This window comes from Pseudomonas jessenii (assembly GCF_002236115.1).
GTDB lineage: Bacteria > Pseudomonadota > Gammaproteobacteria > Pseudomonadales > Pseudomonadaceae > Aquipseudomonas > Aquipseudomonas jessenii.
Genome location: NZ_NIWT01000006.1, coordinates 85,895 through 105,171, shown reverse-complemented (window position 1 = coordinate 105,171; position 19,277 = coordinate 85,895). Strand labels below are relative to the sequence as shown.

15 protein-coding genes are annotated in these 19,277 nt (G+C 59.0%); 4 read left to right on the top strand and 11 right to left on the bottom strand.

Annotated features, from left to right (window positions below):
- Positions 1-122 precede the first annotated feature (122 nt).
- From PSJE_RS20595 to PSJE_RS20555, 9 genes are all read right to left on the bottom strand, one after another.
- Positions 123-2,558: an RHS repeat domain-containing protein gene (locus PSJE_RS20595; protein ID WP_159439173.1), complete on the bottom strand. Its 2,436-nt coding sequence runs from the start codon at positions 2,556-2,558 to the stop codon at positions 123-125.
- A 44-nt stretch (positions 2,559-2,602) separates the two neighbouring features.
- Positions 2,603-3,649 carry a hypothetical protein gene (locus tag PSJE_RS20590; protein ID WP_139212592.1) on the bottom strand — a complete coding sequence of 349 codons (1,047 nt, stop codon included), beginning with the start codon at positions 3,647-3,649 and terminating at the stop codon, positions 2,603-2,605.
- Positions 3,650-3,864: 215 nt separating this feature from the next.
- On the bottom strand, positions 3,865-4,791 hold the full coding sequence (locus tag PSJE_RS20585) for a sigma 54-interacting transcriptional regulator (RefSeq protein WP_090452459.1): 927 nt from the start codon (positions 4,789-4,791) through the stop codon (positions 3,865-3,867).
- A 55-nt stretch (positions 4,792-4,846) separates the two neighbouring features.
- Entirely contained in the window at positions 4,847-5,428 is a 582-nt protein-coding gene (locus tag PSJE_RS20580) for an alpha/beta hydrolase (RefSeq protein ID WP_090452457.1), read from the bottom strand.
- A 290-nt stretch (positions 5,429-5,718) separates the two neighbouring features.
- Positions 5,719-6,120, bottom strand: coding sequence for an ExbD/TolR family protein (locus PSJE_RS20575; protein ID WP_007972930.1), 402 nt, complete (start codon positions 6,118-6,120; stop codon positions 5,719-5,721).
- A 1-nt stretch (position 6,121) separates the two neighbouring features.
- A complete protein-coding gene (locus PSJE_RS20570; protein ID WP_057712499.1) occupies positions 6,122-6,847 on the bottom strand; it encodes a MotA/TolQ/ExbB proton channel family protein in 726 nt (241 codons plus the stop codon).
- Between the two features lie 44 nt (positions 6,848-6,891).
- Positions 6,892-7,701, bottom strand: a complete 810-nt coding sequence (locus tag PSJE_RS20565) for an energy transducer TonB (RefSeq protein WP_090452455.1) — start codon at positions 7,699-7,701, stop codon at positions 6,892-6,894.
- A 260-nt stretch (positions 7,702-7,961) separates the two neighbouring features.
- The gene (locus PSJE_RS20560) at positions 7,962-10,322 is read right to left on the bottom strand and encodes a TonB-dependent receptor (RefSeq protein WP_090452453.1); all 2,361 of its coding nucleotides are present in this window, start codon (positions 10,320-10,322) and stop codon (positions 7,962-7,964) included.
- A gap of 134 nt (positions 10,323-10,456) precedes the next feature.
- On the bottom strand, positions 10,457-11,377 hold the full coding sequence (locus PSJE_RS20555; protein WP_090452452.1) for a TauD/TfdA dioxygenase family protein: 921 nt from the start codon (positions 11,375-11,377) through the stop codon (positions 10,457-10,459).
- Between the two features lie 183 nt (positions 11,378-11,560).
- Here PSJE_RS20555 and PSJE_RS20550 point away from each other — a divergent pair, with 183 nt between their 5' ends.
- Entirely contained in the window at positions 11,561-12,481 is a 921-nt protein-coding gene (locus PSJE_RS20550) for a LysR family transcriptional regulator (RefSeq protein ID WP_090452450.1), read from the top strand.
- A 105-nt stretch (positions 12,482-12,586) separates the two neighbouring features.
- Here the strand turns inward: PSJE_RS20550 and PSJE_RS20545 are convergent, their stop codons facing one another.
- The gene (locus tag PSJE_RS20545) at positions 12,587-13,600 is read right to left on the bottom strand and encodes an ABC transporter substrate-binding protein (RefSeq protein WP_090452448.1); all 1,014 of its coding nucleotides are present in this window, start codon (positions 13,598-13,600) and stop codon (positions 12,587-12,589) included.
- Positions 13,601-14,000: 400 nt separating this feature from the next.
- Between PSJE_RS20545 and PSJE_RS20540 the strand changes: the two genes are divergently transcribed.
- The 3 genes from PSJE_RS20540 to PSJE_RS20530 are packed head-to-tail and all read left to right on the top strand — an operon-like array spanning position 14,001 to position 18,037.
- The gene (locus PSJE_RS20540) at positions 14,001-15,599 is read left to right on the top strand and encodes an ABC transporter permease (RefSeq protein ID WP_090452446.1); all 1,599 of its coding nucleotides are present in this window, start codon (positions 14,001-14,003) and stop codon (positions 15,597-15,599) included.
- Positions 15,596-16,411, top strand: coding sequence for an ABC transporter ATP-binding protein (locus PSJE_RS20535; protein ID WP_090452445.1), 816 nt, complete (start codon positions 15,596-15,598; stop codon positions 16,409-16,411). The genes PSJE_RS20540 and PSJE_RS20535 overlap by 4 nt, the downstream gene beginning before the upstream one ends.
- 15 nt (positions 16,412-16,426) lie before the next feature.
- A complete protein-coding gene (locus tag PSJE_RS20530) occupies positions 16,427-18,037 on the top strand; it encodes an arylsulfatase (protein WP_090452443.1) in 1,611 nt (536 codons plus the stop codon).
- Positions 18,038-18,167: 130 nt separating this feature from the next.
- Here the strand turns inward: PSJE_RS20530 and PSJE_RS20525 are convergent, their stop codons facing one another.
- A complete protein-coding gene (locus PSJE_RS20525) occupies positions 18,168-19,241 on the bottom strand; it encodes a fatty acid desaturase (protein WP_090452442.1) in 1,074 nt (357 codons plus the stop codon).
- Between the last annotated feature and the right edge of the window lie 36 nt (positions 19,242-19,277).

Here is a 19,277-nt window from a genome sequence, read left to right as displayed (position 1 = left end):
ATAGGTCCTGGTTTCGGTTCTGCCGCCGACGGTCGTACGAGTGACACGCAACAAACCGTCGTAAGTCCGGGTGCCCAATACGTAGTCATCGGCACTGATTTCGATTGGATGATCACCCGTGCTCAGGGGGTCATACTTTTTTTTATCGAAGTGCCATCCGGCAGAATCGTCTCGATCAGACGCCCGTAAAGGTCATAACGGAAGCTCGTTTCGAATCCCGCCTCGTTGGTTTGCGTCAGGCAACGCCCAAGTCCGTCGTAGGTAAAAGTCGCGGTGATAGTGACCGCACCTTCGGAGTCGATGCGTTCTTCCCGGTCCGGCTTACCGAACACGTTCAATACAGAACGGGTTTTTCCAGCGCCGTCGAGCCAGCAAGTTCGAGTCAATGAAACCGGGTCAAACACATCGTTTACCGGGACACCGTCAGGACCTACCGTTCTGCATACGCGCCCCCAGCCGTCGTGGCTGTAGGTCGTGGTTGACTCGGTGGCCTTGCCCTCGGACCAGTCCTGGCTGACTTCGCTCACCAGTCGCCCAAAATTGTCGTAGTGGGCCTCATAGGTCAGACGTAATGGTCTGTCGGCTGAATCGAAATCCTGAACCTTGACCTTGGTCGTGCGCCCGACCCCGTCGAGCCAAATCTTGCTCAGCACTCCCCGTATGTTGGTGATGCCGATGGTTGCGCCGTCCTCTGACTGGCTTTCGCCGTAGAATTCAGTGATGCGTGACGCGATATCCGTTCCATCGAATGCCGCTGTCTCGCGAACGACACGGTTCAGATTGTCGTACTTCTTCAACAACTCATTGCCGCCCCCATCCCGAAGCTTGACTTCCTGTCCGATAAATCGGTCATGCCAGACATTGCGATCATGCCTTTCACTACCCACGAACAATCGTTGAAGGGTTTTTACCCAATCTCCATCAATTGAATATTTGAATTCGAGACGGCGGTGACCGTTGTGCCCGGTTTGCGAGCGACTCTTGAGGCGTCCGTAAAATGCATCGCTGGCATCATCGATGTACTCGAATCGAGTATCCACGCATGGCTTGTTGTTCCCGCCTTCAAACAACCTTTCGCTTTGAGGCAACAAAAACCGATGACCGCCTTCGCGCAAGGAGGGCAAGTCGATGTAGGAAAAACGGACAATGACTGTCGGCGCCGGGGCAAAATCAGGTGAAGGCGTGACCGATCGCTCCTTCAATGCCGTGATGAAGCCCAGTGAATTGGGGGGGCAACCCTCGGCACCTTCGGCCGGATAATAGACGTAGTCCTCCCGGGCTCCGCTCGGATTGATCTGGGTTAGCAGATTGCCGAATTCATCATAGGTCGTATGGGTAGTTTCGGTTCGGCGCGTGGCGCTCGCGGAAATATCGACATAACTGACGACAGCTGTTTTCTGCAGTTGGAAATGGGCGGGCTGACCAGAGAAGTCCAGACCGTCAACATCGTGATAAACAACCGTTTTTTGCTGAACCTTGCCGTTGGAAATGGATTTTTCCGAGATCATCAGGTGAAAGCGGTTGTAGGTTCTTTCGATGCGACTCAGTTCAACCGCATTAACACCCTCCCCCGCAACCAGGCGTTCGGTGCAGGAGTAGGTGTAAGGTCCTTTGTGCCCATGCAGATGGTCCCCGTCCTGCACCCAACGAAGTCCCGATTGATAGCCGAGGAAATTTTTGTCGGAGTATTCATAGACACGGGTTATCGTCGGCAACCCTGTACCCGGCACCAGAACACTGCGCCGCACCGCCGGCAAGGCATTGATCGGTGCCCCGAGCGGCAACCGATGCTTCTGAGGAGCGTACTCGATACGCTCGACACTGCCGCCCGGCGCGCGGACATCCGTCATGACCAGAAAACCATCGAGTAACTGGTAATCGAATGACCATGCAAGGTGCTCGGCAGAACCGTGATCAAGGGTTATCTGCCGAAGCCAACCATCACGAACCCGTAAAACAAATTTCAAGCGTCTTGGCGGATGATCAGGCCATACGGTAATGCTGGCGGGTTGATCTTTCGTTTCATGATTCAGGGCCACGACGCGTTGTTGCTGATCGTGAATTTCGTGCAGGACGCGACGGCCCCGTACCAACATGTATTTCAGGTTGATCGAGCGCCCTTCGTTGGAGAAGACATGTTCGGGCAACCATTCATCATAAGTTTCATCCGGCCTGACCAACCTCTCGATCAGACCGTTTTTATGGCTGACAACCAGGTTGTCGCCGTCGAGCGTGACCCGAGTGTCTTGAAGCTTTTTATCCCGGACGATGAGCTGCCCTCTGCTGATGTAGACACGGTAAGAAACACCGCTTGCAAGGGTCAGCTTACGGGTCTTTCGATTGTAGGAGCTCAAGCCCAATGACCAACCGCGTCCCCAACCGAAATCCGTTGTGCGGAAACTATCGAATGAAATACTGAAGGGTATCAGCGGACCGTTGATATTGTTGGCCACCCACCCCGCGAGATTAATGCTGGTACTATAAGAGCCGGTACGGACGTCCACTCCAGACTGTATAAATTCAGAAAAATTGAACGCACTGGATTCCACTTCTGGCATAGCTGTACTCATCATCATTCCTTGACGCTGCAGATACAGTAAAATTAAACAACTTCGATCATCGAAGGGCTTTGGGTGTTCATTGCGACGTCGACTTCATGCCCGTTCCCATACATATCCCGAACAAACATCTTCACCGACAATTGATCGTAGCGAACTGTGGACGCTCCGCCTTTTCTGGCAAAGTGCATCAAAAAAGTGACTTTGCCTTGCTCATCATGGTAGGTCGCAATTTTATCGGCTGTTTCCCACAATGCCTCCGCGCCGTCATTAGACTTGAGCCCATTAAAATAGCCAACGGCGTAATACCCGAGATAGTCAGGATGTTCACTGCGTGCATGCAATACGCCGGCAATCGAGCAATCGACGAATTTTATATGGTGCTGGTCCACTAACAGGTCCAGGACATATCGATCAACCTTGGCAACGTTCTCTGTCGGCTTCCAGTTGGCGGACAGGTGTTTGACCCTGAACTGTTCTTTTCGATAGATCGGCGGTGGCACGGTCCTCAGGCTTATTTCACCGAATTCCGAGGTTTCTTCCGAATAGAACACCTTACCGTCCGAACGGGTAATGGCCGCAATCAGCTTGACGGGGTCGGGTGAGTTGCTGCTGACGTAGAACTCCTTGAGAAAGATGCCTTTCCCCCGCACAACCGGGCCATGCAGTTCACCCGTGTGAGGAAACGGCGCGTACGACAAGCGTCGCTCCAGCATGCACTTCCACACCGGTTCCTCGCCGTCTCGAATGGTGTCTATCGGCAGGGCTTTTCCGGAATAGGCATCCAGCAGTTGAATGCTGTCGAGTTCGCTTTCGGAAATTCCAACTACCTTTTGCCCTTCGTCGACAGCTTGTACAACTACCATCAATCTCAACTGCTGGTATCCGTTGGCGTAAATTATGTTTCCGCCCGAAGTCGAGAAAACCTGAAGTCGTTTGAGGTCTATCCACTCAGGAGAATCAGCCTCTTGAAAAGACTGGGGCGCCATCTCCGGGTCAGCAGGCATATAACCCTCGACAAGGGGATTGATATCTTTCAACTCATCGTCGACACCTGGAGCTATCGCAGCATTATTTCCAACAAACTTCACAGAAAAATCCTTTTTCATATGATATGTAACAACGACGGATATCAATGTATCCAGGGAGAAACTAGAAGATATGTCAAAACCTATTAGCTCACAAAATACAAAATTGTTACAATCACACTGCAAATAGTACAAAATATAACAGCAACAATCAGCGCCCATAAAAAAACCAGGCAACCATCAATTGCCCGGTTTCGTTATAACGCCAATAAACGTGCTTATATATTGATGCTTGCGAAATATTCTTTCAGCGCCCGGACTTCAGCGACATCCCCTTGTTGAATAAGTTGATCTATCCATCCTCGTACAAGAACCGCAGATGGACGGACAACCGGCAGATTCAAATGCTCCGGCAAGATTTCGTCACCCGTACTGACCAGTAATGCAAAGTGAATGACGTTCTCCAGTTCCCTGGTATTGCCCGGCCAACTGTGCCGTTCCAGCACAAGCTGCGCCGCTTCGCTGATCAGCGGCACTGGCAAGTCGAGACGCTGGCTGTAGATACCGAGGAAGTATTCGGCCAGCGGCAGGATGTCACCTGTGCGTTCGCGCAGTGCCGGCAGCTCGAGTTGGCCTTCGCTGAGGTAGTGATAAAGGCGTTCATGGAATTTTCCGGCGGCAACCGCCTGGGCCAGATCGATGCTGGTGGCCGCCACCAAACGCACATCCACCGGGCTCGGCTGAAGGGCTCCGACGCGGGTGACTTCGTGGTTCTCCAGGGCAGCGAGCAATTTGGTCTGGATCGGCAGCGGCAGGTCGCCGATTTCGTCCAGGTATAGCGTACCGCCATTGGCCGAACCGAACCACCCGGCGCGGCTGCTCGCCGAGCCGCTGTAGCTGCCCGCCGCATAGCCGAACAATTCGGCGTCGGCGTAGGTCGGGCTGATGGCGCCGCAGTTGACCGACACGAACAACCCGCCGCGATCACTGGCGCGGTGGATATGGCGGGCCAGCAACTCCTTGCCGGTGCCGGTTTCGCCACGGATAAGCACTGACACTGAACGCGTGGCCAGTTGCTCAAGGTCTTCACGTAATTGTCGTGAACGCGGATCGACAAACACCAGCGCCTTGGCGCGGATGCTCAGGGGACTTTTTTCCGCATCGGGAAAGGTCAGCAGCGGCTGGCCGAAGGTTTCAAAGCTCATGGCAGACTCCCGCCCAAAACCGCCGGGAGACGGGGGCGTTAAATAAAGAAAGTGTTCAAGCGCGGCGCAGGGCGTGGTGTTCCATGCGGTTTTGCAGTCGATAGAGGTAGGCAAAACCTTGCTCCCAACGCTGGTGACCGGACTTCACGTTGATGTGCCCGGCCCCCGACAGAATCCCCGCCTCGGCGCCCCAGTTACGCGCCAGCTCCAGGGCCCGCGGTGCACTGACGGCGCTGTCGTTGTCGGAGCTGACAACCTGGCTGGGGAACGGCAGCAGATCCGTCGGTATCGGTGCGAAGTTGCGCAACGCCGGCGCGCAAGCCGGGCGTTCGACATCTGCCGGTGCGACGAGCAAGGCGCCGCGCACTTGACGCAAAAACTGCACGGGGGCACTCGCGGCCCAATGGGCGACGGTGATGCAACCCAGGCTGTGGGCAATGAGAATCACCGGCGTGCTGTCGGCGGCAATCGCCTCGGCCAGCGCCGCGACCCAGTCTTCACGGCGCGGCGTCAACCAGTCGGCCTGTTCCACCCGTGCGCTATTCGGCAGGCTGTTCTGCCAGTGGCTTTGCCAATGATCTTCTGGCGATCCTTGCCAGCCCGGCACAATCAGGTAGCGAATTGATTCGTTGCGCATGGGGGAGCTCTCCTGCTGCGTGTCTGTTCCAGGTCGAGTATAGGGAGAGGATTTATATTCGTTAAGGAATAAGAAGCTATTTATTAAGATCTATATCGAATATAAAACACTTATCCTGTGGGAGCGAGCTTGCTCGCGATAGGGTCCGGACATTCAACATCGATGTCGTTTGATCCACCGCCATCGCGAGCAAGCTCGCTCCCACAGGGGTACCGCGGCGTTGCGAAAATCGAGGCATAAAAAAAGGGCCGCACCCTGCCAAGGAGACGGCCCCGGAAAACGAAAATCCGTTAACGCGCAGTAATCACCGACAGCTTGGTAATCCCTGCCCGTTCAATCGACGCCATGGCCCGTGCCACTTCGCCGTAATTCACCCCATCGTCCGCCTGCAACTGCACGCGCACCTCGGGGTCCTTGGCCTTCGCCGACTTGAGGTTGAACTCCAGCAAGTCCGGCTGTATCTCGTCCTTGTTGATAAACAGTTTGCCGGCACCGTCGATGCTCACCACCAACGGGTCTTTCTGCTCCACCGGCGCCACCGCTTCGGTCTTGGGCAGGTTGATCGGAATGGCGTTGGTCAGCAGCGGTGCGGTGACGATGAACACCACCAGCAACACCAGCATCACATCCACCAGCGGCGTCACGTTGATCTCACTGAGCACCTCATCGGTGTCTTGCGTGGAGAAGGCCATATCAGGACGCCTCCTTCACTTTCTGCACGCTGCCCTGGGCCGCCACTTTGTGCGCCGTCGGGTGGATCAGCACACGGAACGAACTCTTCTGCGCCAGGCTGTAGAAGTCGTGGGCGAAGTCATCCAGGTCCGCCGCCGTCAGTTTCAAACGACGCAAAAAATAGTTGTAAACCAGCACCGCCGGCACCGCGACGGCGATCCCTACGCCGGTGGCGACTAGTGCCGCGCCAATCGGCCCGGCGACCGTTTCAAGGCTTGCCGAGCCCGCCGCGCTGATGCCTTTCAACGCTTCCATGATTCCCCACACCGTGCCGAACAGACCAATGAACGGCGAGGTGCTGCCAATGCTCGCGAGTACCGCCAACCCGGTTTCCAGCGACCGGCGCTCGCGCACGATCTGCTGTCGCAAGGCACGCTCCAGACGATCCTGATGATTGATCGCCTGGCTCAGGTCCGCAGCCTGCGGCGCCTCGCCCACCTGGATGGCCGCATAACCGGCCTGTGCAACCCGGGCTGCCGCTCCGGGCCGGGTTTCGCTCAGCTCGGCCGCCGAGTCGAGACTCGAAGCGGCCCAGAACTGTTGATGAAACTTTCGATCCTGTGCCTTGAGGCGACCGAACTGCACGCCCTTGAGCAATGCCAGACCCCAGGTCGCGACGGAAAAAACCACCAGCAGCCAGATCACCGCGCTTTCGATGGATTCAAGTGGAGATGCCAGTAACGTCATGATGTATTCCTCGTGTAAACGTTTCGCGCGAATTTGGTTTCGGTTTAATGAATCTTGAAATCGATGGGCACGCTGACCCAACCGTCCTGGGCGACATCACCCTGCTTGGCCGGCACGAAACTCCAGCGCTTCACTGCGTTCAGAGCGGCTTCGTCCAGTGCATCGCGACCGCTGCTTTTCTGGATCTGGACTTCGCCGGGCTTGCCGCTGGCCAGCACATGCACGCGCAACAACACCGTGCCTTCCCAGCCACGACGCTGGGCCAGCGAGGGGTATTCCGGCGCCGGGTTTTTCAAGTAGCCCGCGCTTGCTGAAGCAGGTGTCACGGGAGCTGGGGCCGGGGGAGCAGGTGGCGCAGGAGCCGCTACGGGCGCTGCCGGTTTCGGCGGCGCGGGTGGTTGCTCAACGGCCTTGGGCGCCGGTTTCGGTATCGGCTTGGCAACCGGTTTTGGCTTGGGAACCGGCTTCGGTGGCGGCGGCTTCACAGCCAGTTCGTCTTCCACGGGCGCAGGCGGCTCAACCACTGGCTGGACAGGTTGCGGTGGCGGCGGCTCGACCACCGGTGGCGCCGGACGCGAGAACTCGATGGTCATCGGCGGAATCTGCGGTGGCACGATGGGCAGCACGGTGGTCGGTTGCTGATTGACCCAATAGATCACCGCGCCATGCACCAGCAACGCCAGCAAGCCCAGCACGATCGTTTCCCGTCGGCGAAGGACGCCTTGTGGCGCGCGCTGCAAACGCAACTGGCCCAAGGGCACCCGGTGCGGTCGGCCGAGGTCGACCAGCTCACCACCGGGTGCCTGGCGCCACAGCACTTCATGTGCACCGGCGGCGGTCTGGACATTGCCCATTGTTTAACTCCCTGCGGTCTCTTTGCGGATTACCGGAACGTCGTGCTGAACATCCCCCCGACGACGTCCTGGTAGAGCAATCATTGGCTTGAACGCTTAGTTCTGAAAGTAATGTTTAAACTTATGTTTAGACCTTTAGCGAATATATAAACCCATCAACCCACCGCCAGAGCCCGCCGTTCAAGGGCTCCGGCGTAGTGGAAAAAAACCGATGCCTTGCCCGCATTGAAAGTATTCATCCAAGGCATGGTTTTTCGCCGTCAGAAGTCATATCGACCGGTCACGCCCAGCGTCCGCGGTGTGCCGAGCAGGCCTTCATAACCTCCATTGGCGGCCGTCCACAGCGTCGTGTAGTAGGTTTTGTCGAAGGCGTTTTTCAGCCACAGCGAAACATCCCACTGCCCCTGGTTGAAGTCGCCGCGAAGGCCGGTGGACAGGTTGACCACCGCATAACTCGGAATCTGCCCGAAGTCGGAATCTTCCACCGTGCCCACCGCTTTGGAGCGGAACGCATAGCTGGCGGTGACGTACTCTTCGAAGCCGTTGCTCAGGTTCCATTTGTATTCGCCATTGGCGTTGCCGATCCATTTCGAAGCACCGACCACTTGATGGCCGCTGAGGTCGCAGGACGCTGGAGCGCCCGGCGCCAGGCTGACTTCCGGCGGGCACGGCGCGTCCTTGTAGGAGAGGTAGCTGACGTCGTTGTACGAGCCGTTGATGTTCAGCGTCAGGCCACGCAGCGGGATCAGGGTGCTTTCGAACTCCACGCCACGGGAGCGCACGGAGCCGGCGTTCGTCAGGTATTGCACGCGATTGATGGCGTCGTAGGCGTTGGTCTGATGGCCGTTGACCTGGGTCCAGAACAGGTTGGCATTGAGTTGCAGGCGACGGTCCCACAGGGTGCTCTTGAAACCGAGCTCGGCGTTATTGGCGCGCTCGGTGCCGATCAGCAGCGAGTCGGCGCCGGCAACCGCTGCCGTGCCTACCGCCAGATTGACCCCGCCGGACTTTTCGCCATGGGACAAGGTGGCGTATGTGAGCAGGTCGTCGGTGATGCGGTAGCTGAGGTTCAACAGACCCGAAGGGCTGGAGCTGTACTGATTCAGATCGCCGGAGTCGAAGACGCCAGCGCGAGCACGTCGTGCCGCAGCCGCCGCACCGGTAACCGCTGCACCACCCACCGGGGCATCACGGGTGACATTGGCGCTTTTCTCTTCATAGGTGCCACGTAGCCCGGCGGTGAAATCCAGGCGTTCGGTCAGGTGCCAGGTGCCTTGGGCGAACAGCGCAAAGCTGTTGGTTTCGATGTGACCGTTGCCGACGCTGTCGATGTTGTTCAGCGCACCGTTAGGTGTACCGCTCCAGATGTCCGCTTGCGGTCCGTAGAAGGTGAAGGATTTGTTGTCCAGGTCGGAACCGAAGTAGTAGGCGCCGAGCACGTAATCGAAGAATCCACCGGTAGGCGACGCCAGGCGAAACTCCTGAGAGTACTGCTTATCCTCCACCGAAACGCCAGCGTTGTGGAAGGCGGATACGTTCAGACCATCATCGTTGCGCGGGGTGAAATTCCACCAGCGATAGGAGCTGATAGAGGTCAGGGTGAAGTCGCTTGGCAGCGTCCAGTTGGCCTCGACCGAAGTACCGCCCTGATGCACGGTGACGTGCTGTTCGTTGTTCAGGTTGACCTTGCGGTGCGTGCCGTCGACCAGTGTCGCGCCCGCCGCGTTGGCCCGGGTCTGATACAGGTTGGTGCCATTGATGGTTGGGCCGGTGTTGTACAACACACGTGTGCCGGCGCTGGAATCTTCCTCGTTGTAGTCGCCGATCCAGCGCAAGTTGAACGACTCGTTAGGCTTGAACAGCAACTGCCCACGGAAGCCTTCGCGGGAGCCACCGTTCAAATCGTGGCCGTCGAATTCATTCTTGATGTCACCGTCGCTGCGGGTGCGATACGCGGAAAAACGTCCCGCCAGTTCGTCATTCAGCGGGCCGGAAATCGTGCCCTTGGTCTGGAAGTAGCCATCCTCGCCCACCGAAGATTCGATGCTGCGTTCAGGGGTAAAGGTCGGCGCGCGGGTGCTGATGTTGATCACGCCGGCGGTGGTGTTCTTGCCGAACAAGGTGCCTTGCGGACCACGCAGCACTTCGAGTTGCTCGATGTCCATCAGGTCGAATACAGCCATGCCGGGGCGGCCTAGGTAAACGTTGTCGATGTACAGGCCGACACTGCCTTCCAGGCCATCGCTGGCCGGGTTGTTGCCCAGGCCACGGATCGACACGCTGGATTGGCGCGCATGCATGTAGGCGACGTTGACGCTCGGCACCAGTTGCTGCAGATCCTGGATGCGATAGACCCGCTGGGTTTCCAGAGTCTGGCCGCTGACCACACTCATCGGCGTCGGCACATCCTGAGAACTTTCTTCGCGGCGGCGAGTGGTGACCGTCACGGTTTCCAATTGCGCGCTGTCGGCCGTGGCGGCCTTGGCCGGAATGGATTCCGGGGTGGCGCTGTCGGCTGCATAGCCTTGGGTCCAACCGGCGCTGCCTGCCAGCAACAAGGCCAGTGGCAGGCGTTTGAGCCGTTGGGGTGAAGAGGTTGAAGCGAGGTGCAACGGACTCATAAGGCGGGGTTCCCGATCAAAGTAAATGCTTTGTTGCTTGCCAGGCCGCCATCGCGAGCAAGCTCGCTCCCACACTGATCCTGTGAACTCCGAAGATCCCCTGTGGGAGCGAGCTTGCTCGCGATAGCGTCAGTTCAGACGCCGTCGATATCCGGCCCTTTCACGGTCTGGCTGACCTGCCCGTTCACCCCCACCGGCACTTCCCCCTTAAGCGTCACCCGGCGCACGATGCGATCCTGGGTCCCGTAGTCATCCACCGCGTAATGCTGGGTGGAGCGGTTGTCCCAGATCGCCACATCACCGGCCTTCCAGCGCCAGCGCACGATGTTTTCCTGGCGGATCACATGGCTCTGCAACAGACCGAACAGGTGCGCCGAATCGGCCTGGGAATAACCCTTGATGCGTTTGACGAAATGCCCCAGCAACAGGCTCTTCTCACCGCTGACCGGGTGCACGCGGACCACCGGGTGCTCGGTCTCGTACACGGTCGAAGTGAAAATCTTGCGATAGCGCTCCAGCTTCTCGGCCGAGACGTCAGGCCTGGTGCCGGCGTAGTCGTATTCGTTGCTGTGCACGGCGACCAGCTTGTCGGCCAGCTCACGCAGCTCCACCGACAACCCGTCATAGGCAGTGGCGGTGTTGGCCCACAGGGTGTCGCCGCCGAAAGCCGGGGCCACCACCGAGCGCAGGATCGAGGCTTTTGGGTAGGCTTCGACGAAGGTCACGTCGGTGTGCCAGGAGCTGGCACGCTGGCCCTCGGCACCGTCCAGCTCCAGCAGAAAGCGCGTGCCTTCGCGCACCGGTACGGTCGGGTGCGCCACCGGTTCGCCAAGCAGATGGGCGAACGCCTCCTGGCGTTGGTCGTCGAGCTGGGTCTGGTCGCGGAAGAAGATCACTTTGTATTGCAGCAGTGCCTGTTGAATGGCTTCAACAGTGGCGGCATCCAGCTCGCCCGAAAGCTGTACGCCACGGATTTCGGCACCGATGCGGCCGGCCACCGGATGGATTTCAAGCGCGTGAACAGCGGGTTGTACTGCGAAAGCGGCATTGCTCATGGGTAGACCCTCATCAGACTGCTTGCGGTTGAACCGGCCGCGAAACACTGCTCTATCTATATTCTATTTAGATCTAATAGATATCTACATGCTTCGTTGACGGAATAAGAGGTTGCATTTAAAACCTCAGTCAACCCTCGTCGCAAATGCCTTCGAGCTATTTTTAGGATGCCGGAAAAGCATATGGATCTTCGCCAGTTGCGTTACTTCATCGCCCTCGACGAACACCGCAGTTTCGTGCGCGCGGCCGAGGCCATGGGCATTACCCAGCCGGCCTTCAGCCGCAGCATTCAGGGGCTCGAACACGAGTTCGGCTGCGTCCTGGTGGACCGTGGCAACAAGGATTTGCGCCCCACCCCTGAAGGCCTGGTGGTGCTGCAACATGCCCGCAGCCTGGTGCAGGGTGCTGCGCTGCTCAGCTGCGAAGTGACGCAGATGACCAAGCTCGATGCCGGTGAACTGCGCTTCGGTTGCGGCCCGGCACCGGCGGTGAAACTGGTACCGGATGCGGTGGCGCAGTTCATCAACGCGCACCCGAAAGTGCGCACCTGTTTCGAGGTGGATAACTGGGAGAAACTCAGCCGCGCCCTGAGCCGTGAAGAGATCGAATTCTTCATCGCCGACATCCGCCATTTCGAGTCCGATCCGAACTTCCAGACCCAGGCTCTGACGCCCAAGCGCGGCGTGTTTTTCTGCCGGCCAGGGCATCCGCTGCTGGCCAAGGAGAGCCTGTCGACCAACGACATGTTTGATTACCCGCTGGCGACTACGAAGATCCCGCCGGGCATTCGCAAACTGCTGGCGAACCTCAGTGGCCGGGTGGATTTTTCACCGACCATCGAGACCGAACATTTTCCGGCGCTGGTGAAAGTGGTGCTGCAATCCAATGCCATCGGCGTGGGGACTGAAGAAGCGTTTGTTGAAGACATTGCCCAGGGCTCGCTGGTGCTGCTGCACTGGCGCAACCTGCCGCAGAACATTGAGAGCATGAATGCGCGGTGCGGGATTGTCAGCCGCACGGGGTTCCGGTTGTCACCGGCGGCGCGGGCGATGATCGAGACGTTGGTGGCGGTGGACAGGCAGCAGATGCCCGTTGCGGTTTAGGGCCTCATCGCGAGCAAGCTCGCTCCCACAGGGGATCTCCAGTGTTCACACGGTCAGTGTGGGAGCGAGCTTGCTCGCGATGAGGCCAATGAATTCACTAAAGATTCAGAGCTTCGCAGCAGCCAACTCCGGCGCCACCCAATCACTGACCTTGAACGACTTGCGAATCAGCTTCTGCTGCGAAGCCAGGTCCACGGCATCCTGCAATTTGCCGAGGAACACCGGGTCAAGCGTCGAGGGGAACACCTCGCTCAGTTTCTGATCCTTCAGGTCCTGTGTGAGGATCACCGCCGGATAACTCGCCAGCCCCGACACCAACTGAATGTAGGCGTCCTTGTTGCTGTCCTGGGTCAGCCACTCCACGGCCTGCTGTTGGGCCTTGAGCAATTTCGCCACCGCCTCCGGATGCGCATCGACAAACTTTCCAGTCCCTATCAGCACCGCCTGCACGCTGCCCGCACCGCCCAGGTCCTTGGTATTTAGCGGTAACTCGGCCAGCCCCTTGGCTTGCAACGCCGTCAGCCCGGAACCGCCCCACGAGGCATCGATCTGCTTCGCCGCCAGCGCCGCGACCGCCGCGTTGAAGTCGAGGTTGATGACTTTCACATCCTTCTCGCTCAACCCCTGGCTAGCCAGCGCCGCGTCGAAGGACAGCTGGCTGGCGGTGCCACGGAAGATGGCCACGCGTTTACCCTTGAGGTCCTGCAGGGTCTTGATCCCTGAACCCGGTACCACGCCGAGGTAATGCTTCACCCCGCGCGCCGAGGCGCTGAGCAGTCGTGTATCCAGACCATTGGACTTGCCGATGATGGCCGCCAGATCGCCGAGGTAGGCCAGGTCCACTTGACCGTTGGCGAACGCCTCGTTGATCACCGGGCCTGCGCCCTTGAAGAAGCTCCACTGAATCTTGATGCCTTGATCGGCGAAAGCCTTTTCGAAGATCTGTTGATCACGCAGGACGTCCACGACACCGCCACCTGAGTGCTGGGTACCGGCACTCAGGTCCGGCACGGCGATGCGGATCTCCTTGAGCTCACTGGCGTTGGCCGTGAAGGCCAGCAGACCCGCCAGGGCCGGTGCGGCGAACAGACTGATGACACGTTTGAAGGGAAGGTTCATGGGTGCGGCTCCTTGGGCAACGGGCGTTGAGGAGCCGAAAGTAGACCCAAGTAGAACCAACACTTAAATACTATAAATTCACATTTTTAGACTATTTGGATCTATATCAAGGCCTGCGGACCTCTCCGTGGCGTATGCCTTGGCAGCATCAAAAATATTCTTCGAATGCATTGGATGCAGTGGCTTATGGAGGCCTTAAATGGTTTCACTTATCTCTCAATAGTATTGATTTTAATTTTTATAGATCAATTTTGCATACGCCTTGAACCCTGTGGGAGCGGGCTTGCTCGCGATAGCGGTGTGTCATCCAGCACATGAGTCGCCTGACATGCCCTCATCGCGAGCAAGCTCGCTCCCACAAAAGGCAGCCAGTATTGCAACCCGACAACGGAGGTCACCCATGGCCCGTGTTTCTCTTCTCAGCCTGCCGCTGGCCGCGCCACCACTGAAAAACCAACGCCTCTGGCCCAGTCTGAATCGTCGGCTGTTGCCTTGGTTGCTGCCTGTCACTCTGTTCACCCTCTGGTGGCTCGCCAGCCGCAATCACTGGATGAGCGAGCAGATCCTGCCGGCGCCGAGCCTGGTCTGGAGCAGCGCACTGGAACTGTCCCAGGGCGAGTTGTGGAGCCATTTGTGGATCAGCCTGCAACGCTTGTTCTGGGGGCTGCTGGCCGGGATCAGCGCAGGTGCGGTTTTGGGTGCCGCACTGGGCTTCAGTCGTCGACTGGAGCGCCTGGTATTTCCAACCTTTGCCGGGTTGGCGCAAGTTCCGACCCTGGCCTGGATTCCATTGTTCATGGTGTTTTTCGGCATTGGCGAAGTGCTGAAACTGGTGGTGTTGATCAAGGCCATCGTGGTGCCGGTGACCCTGCATACACTGGTCGGTGTGCGCGATGCACAACCAAAACTGCGCGAAGCCGCCGCCGTGTTGCGCCTGCCCAGGCACCTGTTGATCCGACGCCTGGTGCTGCCTGCCGCACTGCCGGCATTCATGGCCGGTGTGCGCCTCGCACTGGCCGCCGGCTGGACTTCACTGCTCGCTGTTGAACTGCTCGCTTCCAGTGAAGGCATCGGCTACCTGATGGTCTGGGCGCGGCAGCTGTTCATGCTCGACATCGTGTTCGTGTGCATTGTGGTGATCGGTTTGATTGGTGTGGCGATGGATCGCGGCATCGGATTGCTGGACAGGAAACTGGTGCACTGGCCGCACCCAGCCACGGCCGAAATCCGTCGCGGGCCGCGTTATCAAGGTTGGCAGCGATTGCAACCGTGGTTGCTGCCACTGGCGCTTCTGGCGTTGTGGCAACTGACCTCGGATCAGCAATGGATTGACGCGAACATTCTGGTCAGCCCACTGGCCGTCCTGCAGACCACTCGGGATGGTTTGCTCGACGGCACATTGCTTGGTGGCATGGCCCTGAGCCTGGGCCGAACCCTTGGCGGGTTGCTGCTCGGTGGCGGGCTCGGGTTTGCCTTGGGATTGCTGCTGGGGTTGTCGCGCACCAGTGAACGCGTGCTCGGCCCAACCCTCGCCGCCATCCGTCAGATCGCCATTTTCGCCTGGGTGCCGCTGCTCACCGCGTGGTTCGGCCTGGGGGAATTGGCCAAATGGGTGTTCGTTGCCCTCGCCGCCTTTTTCCCGCTGTTTATCGCCACCCAACGCAGCGTCGTCCACCTCTCGCCGCAACTGAACGAGGCCGCGCAGGTGTTGCGCCTGAGTCTGCGTCAGCGCCTGGTTCGACTGGTACTACCGGGCGCGGCACCGGGAATTTTTGCAGGGCTTCGGCTGAGCCTTATCTACGCCTGGCTCGGCACCATTGGCGCTGAATACTTCATGCCGTCCAACGGCGGCATCGGCAGCCAGATGATCGGCGCCCAGCAACTGCTGCGCATGGACCTGATCATGGCCGGCATGCTGCTGGTGGGCCTGACCGGCGCCCTGCTCAACCTCATTGGCCAACGCCTGGAAATCCGCGTCACTCGCTGGAGACACGCATGAACGCACCGATTGTCAGCTTCAATCACGTGGGCAAAACCTTCGACGTCGACGGCTTCACACTTGAGGCCATTCGCGAATTCAATCTGGACATCGCCGAGGGCGAGTTCGTCGCCATTGTCGGCTCCAGCGGTTGCGGCAAATCCACTTTGCTGCGGCTGCTGGTGGGCCTCGATACGCAGTTTCGCGGGCAAATCAGCGTGGACGGAAAAGCCGTCACCGGCATCGGCGGCGAGCGCGGCATCGTCTTTCAGGAACACCGCTTGTTCCCGTGGCTGAGCGTGGCCGACAACATCGGCCTGGGCCTGGTCAACGAGCCATTGAGCGCTGCGCAAAAGCACAGGCGCATCCATGATTTCATCGAACTGGTGGGCCTGGGCGACTTCGCCCGCGCCTATCCGCACCAGCTCTCCGGCGGCATGGCCCAGCGCGTGGCCATTGCTCGCGGCCTGGTGGCCAGCCCACGGATTCTGCTGCTGGATGAGCCCTTCGGCGCCCTCGATGCACTGACCCACCAGCAGATGCAGGACGAACTGTTGGCGATCCGCGCCCGGGCAAAAATCACCACCGTGCTGGTCACCCACGATGTCGAGGAAGCGATCTTCCTCGCCGACCGTGTCGTGGTGATGGAGCCGCGTCCGGGGCGGATCAAACAAGTGGTCGACATTGCCCTGCCCCATCCGCGCCAGCGCAGCAGTTTCGACTTCCACCAGTTACGCGAGGAACTGCTTCACGAACTCACCAGCGACGATCACTACCAGCCCCCCGTGCCGGTGCAGGTCCGCGATCTGCCGTTGTCCTTCATTGCCTACTGAAAAAGGAAATTCTTGATGCCGCAACGTCCCAACTTTCTAGTGATCCTGGCCGATGACCTGGGCTTTTCCGACATCGGCGCCTTCGGTGGCGAAATCAACACGCCGAACCTCGATGCACTGGCCAACAATGGCCTGCGCCTGACCGACTTCCACACCGCACCGACCTGCTCGCCGACCCGCTCGATGCTGCTCACCGGTACTGACCACCACATCGCCGGCATCGGCACCATGGCCGAAGCACTGACCCCGGACCTGATCGGCAAACCGGGTTACGAAGGACACCTGAACGACCGCGTGGTCGCCCTGCCCGAGCTGCTGCGCGAGGCCGGTTACCAGACATTGATGAGCGGTAAATGGCACCTGGGCCTGACCGCAGAACTGGCGCCCCACGCCCGGGGTTTCGAGCGTTCGTTTTCGCTGTTGCCCGGCGCGGCCAACCATTACGGCTTCGAGCCGACCTACGATGAAACGACGCCACGGCTGCTGAAATCCACCCCGGCGCTGTACATCGAAGACGACCAATTCATCGATGAACTGCCGAAGGATTTTTATTCCTCCGATGCCTTTGGCGACAAGCTGCTGCAATACCTCAAGGAGCGCGACCAGACCCGGCCGTTCTTCGCCTACCTGCCGTTTTCCGCACCTCACTGGCCGCTGCAGGCACCGGCCGAGGTGGTGGAAAAGTACCGCGGGCGCTATGACGCCGGCCCTGAAGTACTGCGACTAGAGCGTCTGGAAAAACTCAAGAAACTGGGGCTGATCGAGGCCGATGTCGAGCCGCATCCATTGATCCAGTTGACTGCACAATGGGATGCCCTGAACGACGAGCAACGGCAGATCTCCGCGCGGGCCATGGAGGTTTATGCGGCGATGGTCGAGCGCATGGACTGGAACATCGGGCGGGTTGTCGATTACTTGCGCCAGCAAGGGCAACTGGACAACACCTTCATCCTGTTCATGTCCGATAACGGTGCCGAAGGGGCGTTGCTGGAGGCATTTCCGAAATTCGGCCCGCAGTTGCTAACCTATCTCAATCAGCATTACGACAACAGCCTGGACAATATCGGCCGCGCCAACTCCTACGTCTGGTACGGGCCGAACTGGGCACAAGTGGCGACCGCGCCGTCGCGGTTGTTCAAAGCCTTCACGACCGAAGGCGGGATCCGTGTTCCGGCGCTGGTGCACTACCCGCAGCTGCCGCTCAAGGGCCAGATCAGCCATGGGTTTGGCACGGTGATGGACATCACGCCGACCATTCTTGATCTGGCCGGCGTGCGTCATCCGGGCAAGCAGTGGCACGGCAAACCCGTGGCGGAAGTTCGAGGCAAGTCGTGGCTTGGGTTCTTGTCGGGCGAGACGGCGCAAGTGCATGACGAGCACACCGTCACCGGTTGGGAATTGTTCGGACGACGGGCGATTCGGCAAGGGCAATGGAAGGCGGTCTACATCCCGGGACCGGTGGGGCCGGCGACCTGGCAGTTGTATGACCTGGGCAATGATCCGGGGGAGATTCATGACCTGGCGTCGAGCCAACCGCAGAAGCTCAGTGCCTTGATCGAACATTGGCAGCGGTATGTGGATGAGACAGGGGTGATCTTGAGTGAGTCGCCGTTTCAGCCGGATTGATATTGCCTGATGCACCGCATTCGCGAGCAAGCCCGCTCCCACACTGGCCGATGTGATGCAAAGATCGCATTCACACCGACACACCCTGTGGGAGCGAGCTTGCTCGCGATGAGGCCTTAACAAACAACCATCAAGCCCGAGCCGTACGCACCTTATCCCCGACCAATTCGTCCTTGCCCTCAAACCGGTTAGCCCGTGCAAACGTGCCGAAATCATTGAACCGCACACCCATCTCGCGCATCACCTTGTGTCCCACCGGCACGGTGAGCTGCCGGATGTAGAACGGTTCCTTCACCACAAAGTGATGGATCCCGTGGCTGCTGCCGAAGTTGAAGCAGAACGCCTGCAACGGCCACAGCCACCACGCGTTCAGCACTTGCGTCTGCTGCATCACGTTGCCCGGCTCCACGTCACCGTAGTAGTGCATGTTCGAGCTGATGAAGTGCAGGCAGAACGTGCGCAACACGTTCGGGCCGATGATCACCACTGCCGCGATGTCGATCACCTGCATCACCGACAACGTGGTCGCCGACCACTCGATCGGTGCGCCCATCAGATGTGCAACGCCGTTCGCTGCGTGGAAACCGAGAAACACGTACCAGGCGCCCCAATGCATCAGCGCCAGCGGTGCGTAGACCTTCAGGGTGCGCTGGACGATGCTGATCTTTTGCGCCCAGGTCTTGGCCCGCAGCATGCGGATGAACGACGACATCATGTTGTCGCCAATCATCAAGAATCGCGCGATGCCCCATGGTTCGCCGTTGGTAATGGCGCGTTCTTCCATATCGGTTTCAGAGCCCGACACCTTGTGGTGATTGAGGTGCAGATGGCGGCGAATCCAAGGGTTGATGGTGCTTGGCCGCGCGAGCCACACCAGCCCCATCATCAGGTTGTGCGGCACCTTCTGCTTGCGGAAGTACATGCTGTGGATCAGGTCGTGTTCCAGCTCATGGGTCAGCGAGGCGAAAAATGCATTGAGCAGCAGGCACGCCCACCACGCCATGTGCCCGCTCATGTAGAGCGCCGCTGAGCCGACCATACCGGCGATGGCGAAGGTCAGAATGCCTGCGCCGAGGGCGTCCTGATGCTTGAGAATCGGGTATTGCTCGCGCAGCTCGACGCCTCTGGCCAGCACCACTTCACGGATATGGGCCGATCTTTGGGCTGCATTCAGTCGTTGGGGGCTTGCAGAAGTACCGCTCATGCTTCCATCCTCTGGTTATTGATGGTTGCATCCTGC